This is a genomic window from Ideonella dechloratans (assembly GCF_021049305.1).
Classification (GTDB): domain Bacteria; phylum Pseudomonadota; class Gammaproteobacteria; order Burkholderiales; family Burkholderiaceae_C; genus Ideonella; species Ideonella dechloratans.
Genome location: NZ_CP088082.1, coordinates 181,640 through 196,632, shown reverse-complemented (window position 1 = coordinate 196,632; position 14,993 = coordinate 181,640). Strand labels below are relative to the sequence as shown.

Here is a 14,993-nt window from a genome sequence, read left to right as displayed (position 1 = left end):
GCCTTCGGCACCGGCCTCGTGCGGGCCGCCGGGCCTGGACCCACAATCCGGCCACCATGGAAGTTCATCTCGCCCTCACCCTGGCCCTGGTGCAGCTGGGGTTGTTTGCCCTGTGCTGGCTGCTGGTGGCCGTGCTGATGCCCGGCGAGCGGCGCCCGGCCCTGCTCTTCCTGGCCAGCATCGGCAGCGACGCGCTGACGGCCTGGCTGCAAGTCAGCCAGGCGGGCAGCCTCAGCCCGGTGGCCAGCTGGCTGATGGGCCTGAGCCTGCTCAGCGCCACGCTGGTCAGCGCCGGCGCCGAGGCCTTCGTGGCCGGGCGGGTGCGGCATGTGCGGGCCTGGCTGGCCTTGCTGGGGGCGGGCACGGCGGCAGCGTGGTGGCCGCTGCCGCAGACGCTCTCCGAGGTCGGCCCGCTGGCGGTGTACCAGGGCAGCTTCCTGCTGCTGCTGGGCCTGCCGCTGCTGTGGCTGCGGCAGCCGCTGCGGCAGGAGTTCGGCCGCTACGGCGCGCTGCCCCTGCTGCCCTTCGGCCTGATGGCCCTGGCGGTGCTGGCCTTCCTGGTGCACCTGGCACTGGACCCGGCCGACGCCACCCGCAGCTTCGCCTCGCGCAGCGACCACGGCGCTTCCTCGCTCATCCCCTTCGTCATCAGTTCCGGCCTGTTCCACATCAGCTGGCTGGGCATGATGCTGGGCCGCCAGGTGGTGCGGGCCCACAGCGCGGCGCGCATCGACAGCCTGACCGGCGTGCTGCGCCGCGGCGCCTTCGAAGCCGAATGCGAAGCCCTGCTCGCACTGGCGCGCCGGCTGGGCCAGCCCGCCACCCTCGTGTTTCTGGACATCGACCACTTCAAGCGCATCAACGACCTGGGCGGCCACGCGGCGGGCGACCAGGTGCTGCGCCGCCTCGGCCGATTGCTGCAGGACACCCTGCGCAGCACCGACCGCTGCGGACGCTGGGGCGGCGAAGAATTCGTGATCCTGCTGCCGGGCCAGGACCGCGCCCGCGCCGACGCCACGCTGCAGCGCCTGACCCAGTCCCTCGCCCGCGCGGCCATTCCGGTGCCCGATGGCTGCGCCGCGCTCACGGTCAGCATCGGCTATGCCGTCTGGACGCCCGGCTCGGCGATGGACCCCCGGCAGCTGATGGCCCAGGCCGATGCCGCGATGTACGAGGCCAAGCGGCGGGGCCGCAACACGCTGGTGGGCCCGGGCGCCATGCCCACGGGCGCCGAGGTCGTCACGCCGGGTTGAACCGGCCCGCACGCAGCGCCAGCAAGGCGGCACAACACAGCAGGCCCAGGCCCGCGGTGAACCACAGGGCCCGCTCGTGCAGATGGTCCAGCACCAGGCCGAAGGCAAAAGGCGCCAGCGCCTGGGTCACCCGGGCCGGCAGCATCAGCCAGCCCTGGCGTGCGCCGTAGCCGCCCGGCCCGAACAAAACCAGGGGCAAGGTCCCCTTGGCGATGGTGAGGATGCCGTTGCCCGCCCCGTGCAGCAACGCGAACAGCGGTGCGGCCACCGGCCCGACCAGCAGCATGACCACCGCCCCCAGCGGATGGGCCAGTGCGGCCAGGCGCGCCGGCCACAGCGGGTGGACGCGCCGCGGCAGGCTGAACTCCAGCAGCCGGCCGGCCACCTGGGCCGGCCCCACCAGGGCCCCCACCGCCACCGAGGCGCCCGCGGAGGCCCCGGCCGCCTGCAGCATGGCCGGCAGGTGGGCCGCCATCGCGGTGCTGATGAACCAGGTGATGGCGAAGACCACGGCCAGCAGGAAGGAGGTCCAGGCGGGCGAGGACATCGACGGGGCCGGGGCCGGGCGCGGTGGCTCGGTCGGGGCGGCTGTGGCCAGCTCCTGCGGCGTGGGCCCGGCGCCGGCATCGCGCGCCATGGTGCGGGGCAGGCAGAGATGCAAAGGCAGGCCCAGCACCCCATGCAGCAAGGCCCAGACCGCGCAGGCGCCTCGCCAGCCGACATGGTGTTCCAGCCAGGCCGTCAGCGGCCAGCCCACCGTGCTGGCCAGGCCGCCCATCAACGTGATGCCGGTGATGGCGTGGCGCGCGCCCTGGCCATACAGCCGCACCACGGTGGCGAAGGCCGCCTCGTACAGGCCGGCCCCCATGGCCACCCCCACCACGGCCCAGGCCAGCATCAGCGAAGCCAGGCCTCGGGCCTGGGACATCCCCAGCAGCCCCAGCGCGAACAACCCGCTGGTGCCCATCAGCACCCGCCGCCCGCCGTGGCGGTCTATCAGCCCCCCGGCCACCGGGCCGGCCAAGGCCGACACCACCAGCGCCAGCGAGAAGGCGGCAAACACCCCGGCCGTGGGCAGGCCCAACTCGCGCGCCATCGGGGCCGCCAGCAACGCCGGCAGGTAGTAGGACGAGGCCCAGGCCAGGGTCTGGGCCAGCCCCAGCGGAATGACGACGTTGCGGGTGGAGGTGGTGGCCATGACGGGAGGCAGGTGCGCGGGCCACCGATTGTAACGAGGACGCCGCTCCCGCGCGTCAGCGCAAGACGGGGCTCCGGTTCGCTATGCTGCGCGCAATCTTTTCCTCTTTTCCGAGCCCGCCGTGAAACTCGATGCCCTGGACGTCAAGATCCTGGACCTGCTGCAGAACGATGCCGAACTGAGCGTGGGCGAGATCGCCAGCCGGGTGGGCCTGTCCTCCACCCCCTGCTGGCGGCGCATCCAGCGCCTCAAGGACGAGAAGGTCATCACCCGGCAGGTGGCCCTGCTGGACCCGCACAAGGTGCAGGTGGGCGTCACCGTCTTCGTGTCGGTGCGCACCAGCACCCACACCCAGGAATGGTTCGAGCGCTTTCGCGCCACGGTGCAGGCCATTCCCGAGGTGATGGAGTTCTACCGCATGAGCGGTGACGTGGACTACCTGCTGCGCGTGGTGGTGCCCGACATCGCCGCCTACGACAAGGTCTACAAGCGCCTGACCGATGGCACGCAGCTGCACGACGTCAGCTCCAGCTTCGCGATGGAGGAGCTCAAGCTCACCACCGCGCTGCCGCTGGGCTACGTCTGAATCGGCCCGAGCTCCTCAAGCCAGCAGCCGCCAGGCCCCGCCCAGCAGGCCCGCGCCCAGCACCACCGGAATCACGCCCACCTTGAAGCGAAACAGGGCGAGCGCGGCCGCCAGGCCGATCACCGCCGCGGCCCACTCGAAGCCGCCGGCCCAGCCCCGCGGCCAGAGCACGTGGTACGCGAAGAACACGGCCAGGTTGACGATGACCCCCACCACCGCGGCGGTGATGGCCGTCAGCGGCGCGGTGAACTGGAGCTTGCCGTGGGTGGATTCGATGAAGGGCGCGCCCAGGAAGATGAAGAAGAAGGACGGCAGGAAGGTGAAGAAGGTCACCACCGCCGCGGCCGCCACGCCGGCCCAGGGCAGCGCCTGCGGACCGAAGAGGGCCTGGCCCCAGCCGCCGACGAAACCGACGTAGGACACCACCATGATCAGCGGCCCCGGCGTGGTCTCGCCCAGCGCCAGACCGTCGATCATCTGGCCCGGCGTGAGCCAGTGGAAATGGTCCACCGCACCCTGGTAGACATAGGGCAGCACCGCGTAGGCGCCGCCGAAGGTCAGCAGCGCGGCCTTGGTGAAGAACCAGGCCATCCGGGTCAGCACGCCGTCCCAGCCCCAGGCCCACGCCAGCGCCCCCAGGGCCAGCGCCCACAGGCCCCCGCAGGCCGCCACCACGCGCCAGAAGCCCGGCCAGGAGAAGCGCGCATGGGCCGGCGTGGGCGTGTCGTCGTCGATCACCGCCGGCCCCTGCGAGGCCCGCTGCGCGCCATGGCCGCCGCCCACCGCGAACTGGGCCGGCGCCAGCCGGCCGCCCAGGTAGCCCACCACCCCCGCCAGGCCCACGATCAGCGGAAACGGCAGGCCCAGCGCGAAGATGGCCAGAAAGGCCGCCCCCGCCAGGCCCCAGAGCCAGCGGTTCTTGAGCGTGCGCGAGCCGATGCGCACCGCGGCCGACACCACGATGGCGGTGACCGCCGGCTTGATGCCGTAGAGCACCCCGGCCACCGCCGGCACCTGGCCCCAGGCCATGTAGACCCAGGACAGCGCGATCAGGATCAGCAGCGAGGGCAGCACGAACAGCCCGCCCGCGATCAGCCCGCCCCAGCTGCGGTGCATCAGCCAGCCGATGTAGGTGGCCAGTTGCTGGGCCTCGGGCCCCGGCAGCACCATGCAGTAGTTCAGCGCATGCAGAAAGCGCTGCTCCGAGATCCAGCGCCGGCGCTCCACCAGGTCCTCGTGCATCAGCGCGATCTGCCCGGCCGGTCCGCCAAAGCTCAGGAAACCCAGGCGCAGCCAGTAGGCGAAGGCCTGGCCCAGGGTGGGCGCGGGCGGCGCCGTGGTTGCGTCGGCCACGGAGGAAGGTCTGGTGCTCATGGTCGGCTCCCGGAAGCAGAGGCTGCGGCCAGGCCGGCCAGCAGGGCATCAAAGATCGGCAGCGCCGCCTGCAGCAGTGCGTCGTCGTCGGGATGGGTGGCCTGCAGGCCGCGCAGCAGCAGTTCAATGCCGGCGGCCTCGTCCTGCACAAGGCCCCCGACGTCCAGCCCATGCACCAGCGCCGCCAGTGCCGCCAGGCCGGGCCGGTCCATCAGGCCGAAGGACTCGGCCACCACCTCGAAGCTCACGCGCTCGCCCACGTGTGTGAAGCGCGCGCCGTCGTAGTCGAAGCCCAGCGCGCCGCGGGGTGTGCGCAGCGGCGGCTTGAGCCAGACGAAGCGGGGCTGGCGGTCCACATGCCGCGTGATCAGCCAGGCCGTGGCCAGGCGGTCCACCCAGGGGCGCGCCCGGGTGGCCCAGGTGCGGCCCTGGAAGTCGGCCACCGACAGGCGGGCCAGCGGGGCCTCGGCCGGGGCCGGCTCACCGGGCGACCAGCGCCGCTCCAGCTCGGTCCGCAAGGCCTGCAGGGCGGCTTCGGCCTGCTTGGCCGCCGCACCGGGAAAGAAATCCGCCGCCTGCAGCGCCTGCAGCTGCTGGGCCAGCTGGCGCAAGGTCTTGCGGCCCGCCACCTCGTCTGCCCCCCCACCCCCAGCAGCGCCCCGCGCACCCAGGGCCTTGCGGGCGGCTTTCAGGGTCTGCAGGAAGTCGGCATAGGCCTGGCTGCGGTCGAACAGCGCCAGGAAGGTCGTCTCCTGCGCCGCGTCGCGCGCCGGGGCCTGCAGCAGATGGGCGCTGGCACCGGCATCGCGGATGGTGGCCTCCAAGGCCGGGAAGGCCGCGGCTGTGGCGGCCTGGGCCGGCAGGATGTAGACGCCCTCGCGCAGCGTGGCGCAGTGCGTGGCCTTCAACGCACGCCACACCTTGACCCGCAGCGCGCTGGGCGAGGTCGGCAGGGTGGCAGTGAGGATCAGCCAGGAGGTCATGAAGCAATTATCACGGCATGTGATGAATGTACAAAGACGCTCCACGCCCCCCTTCCCGTCCATGGGCGAAGCCGGTTGATCCCCCTCCATACGCCAAACAGATAGACACCACCGCCATCATCGATTGGACGAATGGCGCTGCCGCGGGCATGCTCTCGTCCATGCCGTCCCTGTTCCTGACGCGCCGCGCCGATGCGGCCGTCCCGGTGTCCGCCGACACCCCCGTGCCCTTTGCCCGCATCAGCTTCGCGCTGTTCCTGGCCGGCTTCTCCACCTTCTCGCTGCTGTACTGTGTGCAGCCGCTGCTGCCCGAATTCGCGCGCGACTTCGGGCTGAGCCCGGCGCAGAGCTCGCTGGCCCTGTCGCTGGCCACCGGGGCGCTGGCCCTGGCCATCTTCTCGATGGGCGCGCTGTCGCAGGCCCTGCCGCGGCGCGGGCTGATGGCCACCTCCATGGTGCTGGCCGCGCTGCTCAACCTGGCGGCCGCCCTGGCGCCAAGCTGGCCGCTGCTGCTGGCCTGCCGGCTGCTGGAAGGCCTGGTGCTGGGCGGGGTGCCCGCCGTGGCCATGGCCTATCTGGCCGAAGAGATGGAACCCCGCCGCCTGGGCAGCGCCATGGGCCTGTACGTGGGCGGCACGGCCTTCGGCGGCATGATGGGCCGGGTGGGCATGGGCATGCTGGTGGAATGGGGTTCCTGGCGCGGCGCCCTGGCCACGCTGGCGCTGATCGACCTGGTCGCGGCCATCGGCTTCTTCTGGCTGCTGCCGGCTTCGCGGCGCTTCGTGCCGCAGCGCGGCTTCGACTGGCGCCACCACGCCCAGGCCTGGCGCCGCCAGCTGGCCCAGCCCGCCCTGCAGCGCCTGTTCGGCATCGGCTTCGTGCTCACCAGCGTCTTCGTCGCCCTGTTCAACTACCTGGGCTTCCGGCTGGCCGCCGCGCCTTACCATTTCAGCCCCACGCAGATCAGCCTCGTGTTCCTCAGCTACACCCTCGGCATCTTCTCCTCCGGCTCCTCCGGCGCGCTCAGCCAGCGCCTGGGCCGGCGCGGCGCCCTGGCCACCGGCCTGGGGCTGATGGGCCTGGGCGTGCTGGTCACGCTGGGCAGCTCGCTGGCGGCCATCGCCACCGGGGTCGGCCTGGTCACCATCGGCTTCTTCATCGCCCACGCGGTGGCCAGCGCCTGGGTGGGCCAGTTGGCCGGTGTGCACAAGGGCCACGCGGCCTCGCTGTACCTGCTGTTCTACTACCTGGGCTCCAGCAGCATCGGTGCGGTAGGCGGCTGGTTCTGGCTGCACGGCGGCTGGCCGGCCGAGGTGGCGCTGACCGCTGTCCTGGCCGCCGTCGGCCTGGGCCTGGCCTGGGTCCAAGGCCGCCCGAACCAGGACGCCCGCCATGGCTGAACGCACGCCCCTGCTGCTGCTGCCCGGCCTGCTGTGCGACGCCGGGCTCTGGGTCCACCAGAGCGAAGCCCTGGCCGATGTGGCCGAGGTGCAGGTGGCCGACCTGACCCAGGACGACCGGGTGGAGGCCATGGCCGCGCGGGTGCTGGCCCAGGCGCCCGCGCGCTTCGCGCTGGCCGGCCTGTCCATGGGCGGCTACGTGGCCTTCGAGATCCTGCGCCAGGCGCCCGAACGGGTGAGCCGCCTGGCCCTGCTGGACACCACCGCCGCGCCCGACAGCCCCGAGCGCGCGCTGCAGCGCCGCCGCAGCCTGGCCATCCTGAAGCGTGGCCGCTTCCTGGGGGTCACCCAGCAGCTGCTGCCCACCCTGGTCCACCCCCGCCATGTGCACGGCCCGGTGGGCCAGGCGGTGCAGGCCATGGCCCAGCGTGTCGGCCCCGAAGCCTATCGGCGCCAGCAGACCGCCATCCTGCACCGGCCCGATTCGCGCCCGCTGCTGCCCACGCTCACCCAGCCCACCCTGGTGCTGGGCGGCGCAGACGATGCCCTGACGCCCCCGGCGGTGCTGCAGGCCCTGGCAGCCCCCATCCCCCAGGCCCAGTGGCACACCCTGCCCGACTGCGGCCACCTGCCCACGCTGGAGCAGCCCGAGGCCACCACCGCCCTGATGCGCCGCTGGCTGATGGGCTGATCACGGCGCCAGCGCAGGCTGGCGGCATCCCCAGTTCGCGCCATGACGTACGTGTGACCCCCTTTTCAGGTGACGTCCCCAGCGGGGGATTCAGGCCCAAACTCGGTCCTGCAGTCTCGTGGCCGTCCCATGGATCTGAAGCGCCTGGACGGTTTCCATCCTCGATGGTGAGAACACACGACCAGCATGGCCAATCTCCACCTGAACATCCAGCCTGGCGACAGCACCGAAGAGGTGTGTGCCAAGATGATCCGCCACTTTTCGACGGACACCGGCGAGGCGCCGGCCGACCCGGTGCTCGCCGCCGGCCACCGCGCTGCCCATGCCTGGCGCGCCCTGATGAGCACGGTCGACCCCGACCCGGAGAAGGTGGACGCCCTCATGCGCTACGTGGCCCCCCACCGGGCCCACAGCGGCATGGCTTGGCAACTCCTGTACCTGGCCGTGTGCAGCTGGAGGCTCACGCTCCGGACGCCGGCCACGGTTGCCGCGCACGCCGACGAAGTCTGCGCCTGAGGGGCCGCCAAGCCCCTCGCCCGACCACGGGGCATTGCGGGCGGTACGGGCCGGGCGTGAGCGCACGGGGTACAGTGGAAGCGAATCCCTTCCCACGATGTTTCCCCGCGCCCTGTCCCTCGACGCGCTGAGCCAGCGCCACGGTTCCCGCTACAAGTGGCTGCTGCTGATCACCGTGGCCATCGGCACCATCGCCGGCGTGCTGGCCACCTCGGCCTTCAACGTCGCCGTCACCGCGCTGAGCCGTCAGTTCGGCTTGGGCCACGATCAGGTGCAGTGGGCCGTGACCGGCTTCATGGCGGCAATGACCCTGTCGATGCTGCCCACCTCCTGGCTGCTGGACCGCATCGGCTTTCGGCGCCTGTTCCTGGCCGCCGTGGTGGTGCTGAGCATGGCCAGCGTGGCCGGCAGCCTGGCCCAGAGCTTTGCCGAGGTGGTGCTGGCGCGCGTGCTGCAGGGGGCCGCGGCCGGCGTCCTGCAGCCCCTGGGCACCCTGGTGGTGCTGCGCCTGTTCCCGCCGCACATGCAAGGTCGGGCCTCGGGCCTGCTCACGCTGGGACTGGTCATCACCCCGGCGGTGGCACCGGCCTTCGGCGGCGTGCTGGTGGACCATTTCGGCTGGGCCGCCATCTTCCTGCTCAACACGCCCTTCTGCCTGGCCGCCCTGGCCCTGGGCGGCTGGCTGCTGCCGGCGCCCAGCCCCGGTCCGCAGCACCCCTTCGACTGGACCGGCGCCCTGCTGCTGTCGCTGGCCACGCTGGCGGTGGTGGACGGCGTGACCCGCCTGCACCGCGACGGCGCGCTCTCGGTCGGAACGGCCGTGCACGCGGGCCTGACCCTCCTGACCCTGGCGGCCTTCCTGCGCCACGCCCGGCGCAGTCCGGCGCCGCTGATTCACCTGAACCTCTTCAGCAGCCGCACCTTCACGATGGGCAGCATCGTGTCCTTCACCTACGGCTTCGGGCTCTACGGCTCGACCTACCTGATCCCGGTCTTCCTGCAGAGCGCGCTGGGCTACTCAGCCACCGCGGCGGGCAATGCCCTCATCCCCAGCGGCATCGCCCTGGTGCTGTCCACCCCGCTGGCCGGCCGGCTGACCGACCAGTACCCGCCCAAGGCGGTGGCCATCGCGGGCCTGCTGCTGTTCGGCGGCTCCTTCTTTGCCTTCTACGCGCTGGGCCAGCACATCGGCTACGCCACATTGATCGCGGCCACCGTCGTCGGCCGCATTGGTCTGGGCATGATCCTGCCGGCCCTGAACCTGGCCACGCTGCGCCACCTGGCGCCGCACCAGCTGGCCCAGTCCTCCGTCATCGTCACCTATGCGCGCCAGCTGGGCGGGGTGTTCGGCATCGCCATGACGGCGGTGTTCGTCGAGTGGCGCGAAGGTGCCTACCAGCACCATGCCGACGGGATCTTCACCGCCTACGGCCAGGGCTTCTTCCTGCTGGGCGCGGTGGTGCTGGCGGCCATGCTGGCGGCCCTGCTGATGCGAGGGCGGCCGCCCGCAGCGGTGCAGACCGGGGCCTGAACTGGCAACATCCAGCGCCTTGACCGATTGCCCCCCGCCATGAACCGGATCACCCTGCCCAACCAACGCACCCTCAGCCCCATCGCCTGCGGCGTCTGGCGCCTGGCCGAAGCGGCCGACCCCGGCGTGGACGCCACGCTGGCCCGCATCGACGCCTGCCTGGCCCAGGGCATCACCACCTTCGACCACGCCGACATCTACGGCGACTACCGCTGCGAGGCCCTGTTCGGTAACGCCCTGCGGGCCCGCCCCGCCCTGCGACAGCAGATCGAGGTGGTGACCAAAACCGACATCATGCTGCTGTCGGCGCAGTGGCCCGAGACGCGGATCAAGCACTACGACACCCGCCCCCCGCATGTGCAGGCCAGCGTCGAGCGCTCACTGCAGCATCTTGGCGTGGAGGTGATCGACCTGCTGCTGATCCACCGTCCGGACCCGCTGTGCGACGCCGAAGCCCTGGGCGCCTGCCTGGACCGGCTGATCGACGCCGGCAAGGTGCGCGGCGTGGGCGTGTCCAACTTCATGCCCTGGGATGCGGACCTGCTTCAGTCGCGCATGGTGCACCGCCTGCAGACCAACCAGATCGAGCTGAGCCTGCTGCACACCGCGCCCTTCACCAACGGCCAGCTGGCCCATGCCCAGCAGCACCGCATGCCGGTGATGGCCTGGTCGCCGCTGGGTGGCGGCCGGCTGCACACCGAGGCACAGCAGCCCGGCACGGCCGCCCACCGCCTGGCCCCGCGCCTGGCCGAGCTGGCGCGGGCCAGCGGCACCGACACCACCGCGGTGGCCATGGCCTGGCTGATGCACCATCCGGCCGGGGTGATCCCGGTGATGGGCAGCCTGCAGCCCGAACGCATTGCCTGCTTCACCCAGGCCCTGCAGGTACCCATGGACCGGCAGACCTGGTTCGAGCTCTACGAGCTGGCCAACGGCCACCCGGTGCCCTGAACCCACGCGCGGCGCGGCCGCCTCAGCCACCTCAGCCGCCTGTAGGCCCCACCATCACCCAGTCGCGCTGGCGGTCGGCCCCCACCTCGAAGGTGGTGTGGCCCACCGCATCGAAGCCGCACTTGCGGTAGAAGGCGATGGCCCGGGCATTGCGCTCCCAGACGCTGAGCCACAGGTGGCCCGCGCCGGCCTGGGCCGCCTCCTGGCGGATGGCCGTCATCAGGCGGCCGGCCAGGCCGGCGCCCTGCTGCTCGCGCGTCACGTAGAAGCGGTGCAGGGCCACGGGCCGCGCCTGCGTCACCGCCGCAGGCAGCGTGCCACCCCAGGCCAGCTGGGCAAAACCCACCAGGCGGTCACCTTCCTCGGCCAGCCAGGTGCGCAGCGCCGGGTCCGCCAGCTCGGCCTGCTGCTGCGCCGGGTGGAAGTGGGCGGTGATGTAGGCCCACAGGTCCTCGGGCCGGTTGTCGGCCGCATAGGTGTCGTGAAAGCAGCGCGCCGCCAGGGCCGAAAGCGCCGTGGCGTCCCACTCCACGGCCGGCCGCAGCCGCACCACTTGTGCCGGGCGCGGCGCGGGCGGCGGCAGGTCCAGCGGGCAGCCCATGTGGACCTTGCCCAGGCAGGCCCGGTCGGTGCAGATGGCCTCGGGCTCCACCCCAAAGACGCGGAAGCCGCAGGACTCGTACAGGCGCTGGGCCCGTGCATTGCCTTCGGTCACCGTCAGCGTCACCCAGCGCACGCCGGGGCGGACCGCCGCCTCGGCCAGCGCCGCCTGCATCAGTGCGCGGGCCATGCCCTGGCCCTGGTGGGCCGGCTGCACGTACATGCCCACCAGGTGGGCGCGGTGCCGCGTCTTGGCCCGGCTGGAGAACTCCAGCGCCACGCTGCCCACCAGGGCGTTGCCCACCCAGGCGCCCAGCGCCAGCCCCGAGCCGTCGGCCGCCGCGGCCCGCTGCGCCCACCAGGACAGCGGCAGCGCCGCGCGCTCCTCGGCCGTGGAGGTGAAGGCGTCGCCCGGCTGGGCGTAGGCCTCGAGCATCAGCGCCCGGTAGGCGGGGGCGTCATCGGCAGTCAGCTTGGCGAGGGTGAACACGGCGCAGGCAGCAGAACGGTGGCGGAGCCTGCGAGCATACGACGGGCCTCAGGCCAGGCCGGCCTGGTCCAGGCCGTAGAGGGCGTCCTGCGAGCCCGGCACCACCGCAAAGCCCACCGACAGCCGGTTCCAGCCATTGATGGCCACGATGGCAAAGGTCAGCGCGGCCAGCTCGGCCTCGTTGAACTCGGCGCGGGCGGCCTGGTAGTCGGCCTCGGGCACGCCGTGCGGGGGCAGCCGGGTCAGCAGCTCCGTCCAGGCCAGCGCGGCGCGCTCGCGCGGGGAGAACAGCGTCGATTCGCGCCACACCGCCACATGGTGCAGGCGCAGCGGCCGCTCGCCATGCAGCGTGGCTTCCTTGACATGCATGTCCACGCAGAAGGCGCAGCCGTTGAGCTGCGAGGCACGCAGCGTCACCAGGTCGCGCAGCGCGGTCTCCAGGCCGCTCTGGCGCAGGGCCAGGCTGAAGTCCAGGTACTTCTTGAACAGGGCGGGGGCGAGTTCGGCGTAGTGCAGGCGTTGGCTCATCACGGGGCTCCGGGTTCGGTTGGGAAGCGAGACCACGGCGGTCTCATCCCCCAAGACGAACGGGCCCCGCGCGCTGTGACCGCCCCCTGGCCCGCCCCCCCCCTCAGAAGCCGGGCGGGCGCTCGCCGGCCACGCCCGCGGCGCGCTCCAGCGCCAGCCCGGCCTGCGCCAGGGTTCCCTCATCGAACAGCCGGCCGATCAGCGTCACCCCGTGGGGCACGCGCCGCGGCGGCGAGAACTGCGGCAGCGGGCGGGCCGGGTCGGGGGCCCAGTCGCTGCGGGCCTGCGCCACCCGGGTGAAGCCGGTGCGCAGCGTCAGGCTGGGGTGGCCGGTCTGGTTGGAGATGGTGAGCATCTCGTCGCGCAGCGAGGGCACCAGCAGCAGGTCCACCTCGTCGAAGACGCGCGCCATCTCCTGCGCCACCATGCGGCGCAGGCGGTCGGCCTGCACATAGTCCACCGCCGAGAGGAAGCGCGACTGCCGGAAGATGTTGGGCCAGGCATCGGCCCACTGCACCTTGAGCTGGTCCACCCCGTGGCTGAGCACCAGTTCCTCGAAAGCGGCGGCGGCCTCGGCGAAGAGGATCAGGTTGAGACCGTCGTAAGGCCAGTCGGGCAGCCGGATGGGCGTGGGCACCATGCCCAGGCTGCGGGCCATCTCCAGCGCCTGGCGGTCCACGTCGATGGCCGGGGGCTCGTTCATCCAGGCCGGCACGTAGCCGATCTTCAGGCCCTTGACCGGGGCGCGGGCGTCGAACTTCAGCCGGCTGGGCACCGAGGCGACATCGCCCGCGTCCGGGCCGCTGATGGCCTGCAGCACCAGCATCGCGTCCTCCACGCTGCGGGTCATCGGGCCCAGCTTGTCCAGCGACCAGCACAGCGTCATCGCACCGGTGCGCGGCACGCGGCCGAAGGTGGGGCGCAGGCCGGTCACGCCGCAGCGCATGGCGGGGCTGACGATGCTGCCGCCCGTCTCGCTGCCGATGGAAAACGCCACCAGGCCTGCGGCGGTGGCCGCACCCGGCCCGGCGCTGGACCCGGACGCCCCCTCCTCCGGCAGCCAGGGGTTCATGGTCTGGCCGCCGAACCAGATGTCGTTGAGGGCCAGCGCGCCCAGGCTGAGCTTGGCCAGCAGCACCGCACCGGCCGCCCGCAGGCGCTGCACCACCACCGCATCGCGGCCGGGCACGCGGTGGCGGAAGGGTTCGGCACCGTAGGTGGTGGGAATACCGGCGGTGTCCAGCAGGTCTTTCACGCCAAAGGGCACGCCGTGCAGCGGGCCGCGGTAACGGCCGGCGGCGATCTCCTGGTCGGCTTGCCGGGCCTGGGCCAGGGCCTGGTCCGCGGTCAGCGTGATGATGGCGCGGATCTTGGGGTCCAGCCGCTCGATGCGGGCCAGGTAGATGCGGGTCAGGCGCTCCGACGTGAGGGCGCGCGATTCGATCCAGCGCGAGAGCTGGGTGACCGGGGCGAAGGCGATGTCGGCCTCGCTGGCGGGCAGCGGCACGGCGGCGGCCGGCGAACGCACGAAGCGGTTGCTGGCCGGGCCGAGGCCGCCGCGGCCCAGCGCGGGGTTCCACTGCAGGGCCGGCACGGCCGACTCGGGAATGGCCAGGCGGCGCGGGCCGGCCCGGCGGTCCAGCATGGCCGGCATGGTGTTGCGCCAGCTGGCCGCGGCCTGGGCGCGCTCGGCCTCGGTCAAGTTCACCCGCATCAGCTTCTCCGCCTCGGCAAAGGTGCCAGGCGACACCTCCGGGCCCACCGCGGGCGCGTTGCCGAAAGTGGGCGGCGCGCCAGGCGGAGTGCTGGCGGGCACGGCCGGCGGGGTCTGTGCCCCGGCACCGGCGGCAGCGGCCGTGCCCAGCAGGCCGGCGGGAACTTGAGCGAGGAAAAGGCGGCGGGAGGTCATGCGGCTTCGAACTCCGTGTTCAGAGGGGGATGGGATCGGTCCTGCTGCGCAGGACCCAGGCGCTGGAACAGCAGGCGCAGCAGGGCCTGCAGCCGGGGCAGCCGACGCAGATCGCGGTGGTAGCCCAGCCAGACGTCGCGCCCGGGCGGCGAGGGGCTGCCGGGGACGCGTTGGAGCCCGGGGTGGGCATCGCCCAGCGGGCAGGGCAGCACGGCCAGACCGACGCCCGCCGCACAGGCCACGGCCTGGACGTGCCGGCTGTTGCTGCGAAAGGCGACGCGGCCCTGTGGATGGACCTGGCGCAGCCAGACCGCGTCGGGCATCTCGCTGAAACCCAGATCCATGGTCACCAGGGGCACCGGGCCATCGGGCACCGCCTCGACCGTCCGTGCCGCGTACAGCGCATAGGGCACGTGCATCAGCCGGCGCTGGACGACATCGGGCTCGTCGAAGGGCACGATGCGCGCGACCAGATCGGCCTCGCGGCGGGCCAGGCTGTAGAGCCGCGCGTCCGTCAGGAGTTCGATGGTGATGCGGGGGTGCAGGCAGGCCAGCTCAGCGCAGACCGGGGCCATCACATGCAGGCCGAACCAGTCGGAGGTGGAGACCCGCAGCATGCCTTCGAGCTGCAGGCCGGCACCGTCGAGCTGACGGGCCAGACCCAGGGCCTCGGCCTCCATGCGCTCGGCATGGGCCAGCACCGAGCGGCCCTCGTCGGTCAGCACGAAGCCCTCGGCCGTGCGCTGGAACAGCGTCTGCCCCAGCGCGGCCTCCAGCGCCTTGAGCCGGCGCCCCATGGTGGGCTGGCTCTGCCCCAGCATGCGCCCCGCGCCACCCAGGGTGCGGGTGCGGGCAATGGCCAGAAACACGCGGACGTCGTCCCAGTTCATCGGCACAGCATACAGAAATGCATGAACTGTGTTCATCGGTGTGAGTTCTCATTCGGCAATGCATGGCCAACACTGTCCGCACATCCACTCCCA

At 72.4% G+C, this 14,993-nt stretch carries 14 protein-coding genes; 7 read left to right on the top strand and 7 right to left on the bottom strand.

From position 1 onward, the window contains the following. The first annotated feature begins 56 nt into the window (after positions 1–56). Positions 57–1,253 (top strand): GGDEF domain-containing protein, encoded by a 1,197-nt coding sequence (locus LRM40_RS18805; protein WP_151124395.1) that lies wholly within the window; start codon positions 57–59, stop codon positions 1,251–1,253. Here the strand turns inward: LRM40_RS18805 and LRM40_RS18800 are convergent. Further along, positions 1,240–2,451, bottom strand: a complete 1,212-nt coding sequence (locus LRM40_RS18800) for an MFS transporter (protein ID WP_151124394.1) — start codon at positions 2,449–2,451, stop codon at positions 1,240–1,242. The genes LRM40_RS18805 and LRM40_RS18800 overlap by 14 nt on opposite strands. A 121-nt stretch (positions 2,452–2,572) precedes the next feature. Between LRM40_RS18800 and LRM40_RS18795 the strand changes: the two genes are divergently transcribed. Next, complete coding sequence (locus LRM40_RS18795; protein WP_022980133.1) at positions 2,573–3,037, top strand: Lrp/AsnC family transcriptional regulator; 465 nt, start codon at positions 2,573–2,575, stop codon at positions 3,035–3,037. A gap of 15 nt (positions 3,038–3,052) precedes the next feature. Here the strand turns inward: LRM40_RS18795 and chrA are convergent, their stop codons facing one another. After that, positions 3,053–4,411, bottom strand: a complete 1,359-nt coding sequence (chrA, locus tag LRM40_RS18790; RefSeq protein WP_151124393.1) for a chromate efflux transporter — start codon at positions 4,409–4,411, stop codon at positions 3,053–3,055. Continuing rightward, positions 4,408–5,394, bottom strand: a complete 987-nt coding sequence (locus tag LRM40_RS21520; RefSeq protein ID WP_151124392.1) for a chromate resistance protein ChrB domain-containing protein — start codon at positions 5,392–5,394, stop codon at positions 4,408–4,410. Before LRM40_RS21520 ends, chrA begins: the two co-directional genes overlap by 4 nt. A gap of 161 nt (positions 5,395–5,555) precedes the next feature. On the opposite strand from LRM40_RS21520, the gene LRM40_RS18780 reads away from it, so the two are divergent. The 5 genes from LRM40_RS18780 (at position 5,556) to LRM40_RS18760 (ending at position 10,483) form a co-directional block, all read left to right on the top strand. Then, complete coding sequence (locus LRM40_RS18780; RefSeq protein ID WP_151124391.1) at positions 5,556–6,794, top strand: MFS transporter; 1,239 nt, start codon at positions 5,556–5,558, stop codon at positions 6,792–6,794. Further along, on the top strand, positions 6,787–7,485 hold the full coding sequence (locus LRM40_RS18775; RefSeq protein WP_151124390.1) for an alpha/beta fold hydrolase: 699 nt from the start codon (positions 6,787–6,789) through the stop codon (positions 7,483–7,485). The genes LRM40_RS18780 and LRM40_RS18775 overlap by 8 nt, the downstream gene beginning before the upstream one ends. A 186-nt stretch (positions 7,486–7,671) precedes the next feature. Further along, a complete protein-coding gene (locus LRM40_RS18770) occupies positions 7,672–8,001 on the top strand; it encodes a hypothetical protein (protein WP_151124389.1) in 330 nt (109 codons plus the stop codon). 97 nt (positions 8,002–8,098) lie between these two features. Then, positions 8,099–9,532, top strand: a complete 1,434-nt coding sequence (locus LRM40_RS18765; RefSeq protein WP_151124388.1) for a DHA2 family efflux MFS transporter permease subunit — start codon at positions 8,099–8,101, stop codon at positions 9,530–9,532. Between the two features lie 39 nt (positions 9,533–9,571). Further along, positions 9,572–10,483 carry an aldo/keto reductase gene (locus tag LRM40_RS18760; RefSeq protein WP_151124387.1) on the top strand — a complete coding sequence of 304 codons (912 nt, stop codon included), beginning with the start codon at positions 9,572–9,574 and terminating at the stop codon, positions 10,481–10,483. Between the two features lie 31 nt (positions 10,484–10,514). Here LRM40_RS18760 and LRM40_RS18755 read toward each other — a convergent pair whose 3' ends face one another. The 4 genes from LRM40_RS18755 to LRM40_RS18740 form a co-directional block, all read right to left on the bottom strand. Continuing rightward, positions 10,515–11,573, bottom strand: coding sequence for a GNAT family N-acetyltransferase (locus LRM40_RS18755; protein ID WP_151124386.1), 1,059 nt, complete (start codon positions 11,571–11,573; stop codon positions 10,515–10,517). A gap of 48 nt (positions 11,574–11,621) precedes the next feature. Beyond that, a complete protein-coding gene (locus LRM40_RS18750; protein ID WP_151124385.1) occupies positions 11,622–12,101 on the bottom strand; it encodes a carboxymuconolactone decarboxylase family protein in 480 nt (159 codons plus the stop codon). Positions 12,102–12,204: 103 nt separating this feature from the next. Beyond that, positions 12,205–14,010 (bottom strand): amidase family protein, encoded by a 1,806-nt coding sequence (locus LRM40_RS18745; protein WP_151124384.1) that lies wholly within the window; start codon positions 14,008–14,010, stop codon positions 12,205–12,207. Then, the gene (locus tag LRM40_RS18740; RefSeq protein WP_151124383.1) at positions 14,007–14,900 is read right to left on the bottom strand and encodes a LysR family transcriptional regulator; all 894 of its coding nucleotides are present in this window, start codon (positions 14,898–14,900) and stop codon (positions 14,007–14,009) included. Before LRM40_RS18740 ends, LRM40_RS18745 begins: the two co-directional genes overlap by 4 nt. Positions 14,901–14,993: the final 93 nt, after the last annotated feature.

Excerpts from the sequence above, each read along its gene's own strand:
- LRM40_RS18805 (WP_151124395.1), top strand. The coding sequence starts at position 57 with ATGGAAGTTCATCTCGCCCTCACCCTGGCCCTGGTGCAGCTGGGGTTG.
- LRM40_RS18800 (WP_151124394.1), bottom strand. The coding sequence starts at position 2,451 with ATGGCCACCACCTCCACCCGCAACGTCGTCATTCCGCTGGGGCTGGCC.
- chrA (WP_151124393.1), bottom strand. The coding sequence starts at position 4,411 with ATGAGCACCAGACCTTCCTCCGTGGCCGACGCAACCACGGCGCCGCCC.
- LRM40_RS21520 (WP_151124392.1), bottom strand. The coding sequence starts at position 5,394 with ATGACCTCCTGGCTGATCCTCACTGCCACCCTGCCGACCTCGCCCAGC.
- LRM40_RS18780 (WP_151124391.1), top strand. The coding sequence starts at position 5,556 with ATGCCGTCCCTGTTCCTGACGCGCCGCGCCGATGCGGCCGTCCCGGTG.
- LRM40_RS18775 (WP_151124390.1), top strand. The coding sequence starts at position 6,787 with ATGGCTGAACGCACGCCCCTGCTGCTGCTGCCCGGCCTGCTGTGCGAC.
- LRM40_RS18770 (WP_151124389.1), top strand. The coding sequence starts at position 7,672 with ATGGCCAATCTCCACCTGAACATCCAGCCTGGCGACAGCACCGAAGAG.
- LRM40_RS18765 (WP_151124388.1), top strand. The coding sequence starts at position 8,099 with ATGTTTCCCCGCGCCCTGTCCCTCGACGCGCTGAGCCAGCGCCACGGT.
- LRM40_RS18760 (WP_151124387.1), top strand. The coding sequence starts at position 9,572 with ATGAACCGGATCACCCTGCCCAACCAACGCACCCTCAGCCCCATCGCC.
- LRM40_RS18750 (WP_151124385.1), bottom strand. The coding sequence starts at position 12,101 with ATGAGCCAACGCCTGCACTACGCCGAACTCGCCCCCGCCCTGTTCAAG.
- LRM40_RS18745 (WP_151124384.1), bottom strand. The coding sequence starts at position 14,010 with ATGACCTCCCGCCGCCTTTTCCTCGCTCAAGTTCCCGCCGGCCTGCTG.
- LRM40_RS18740 (WP_151124383.1), bottom strand. The coding sequence starts at position 14,900 with ATGAACTGGGACGACGTCCGCGTGTTTCTGGCCATTGCCCGCACCCGC.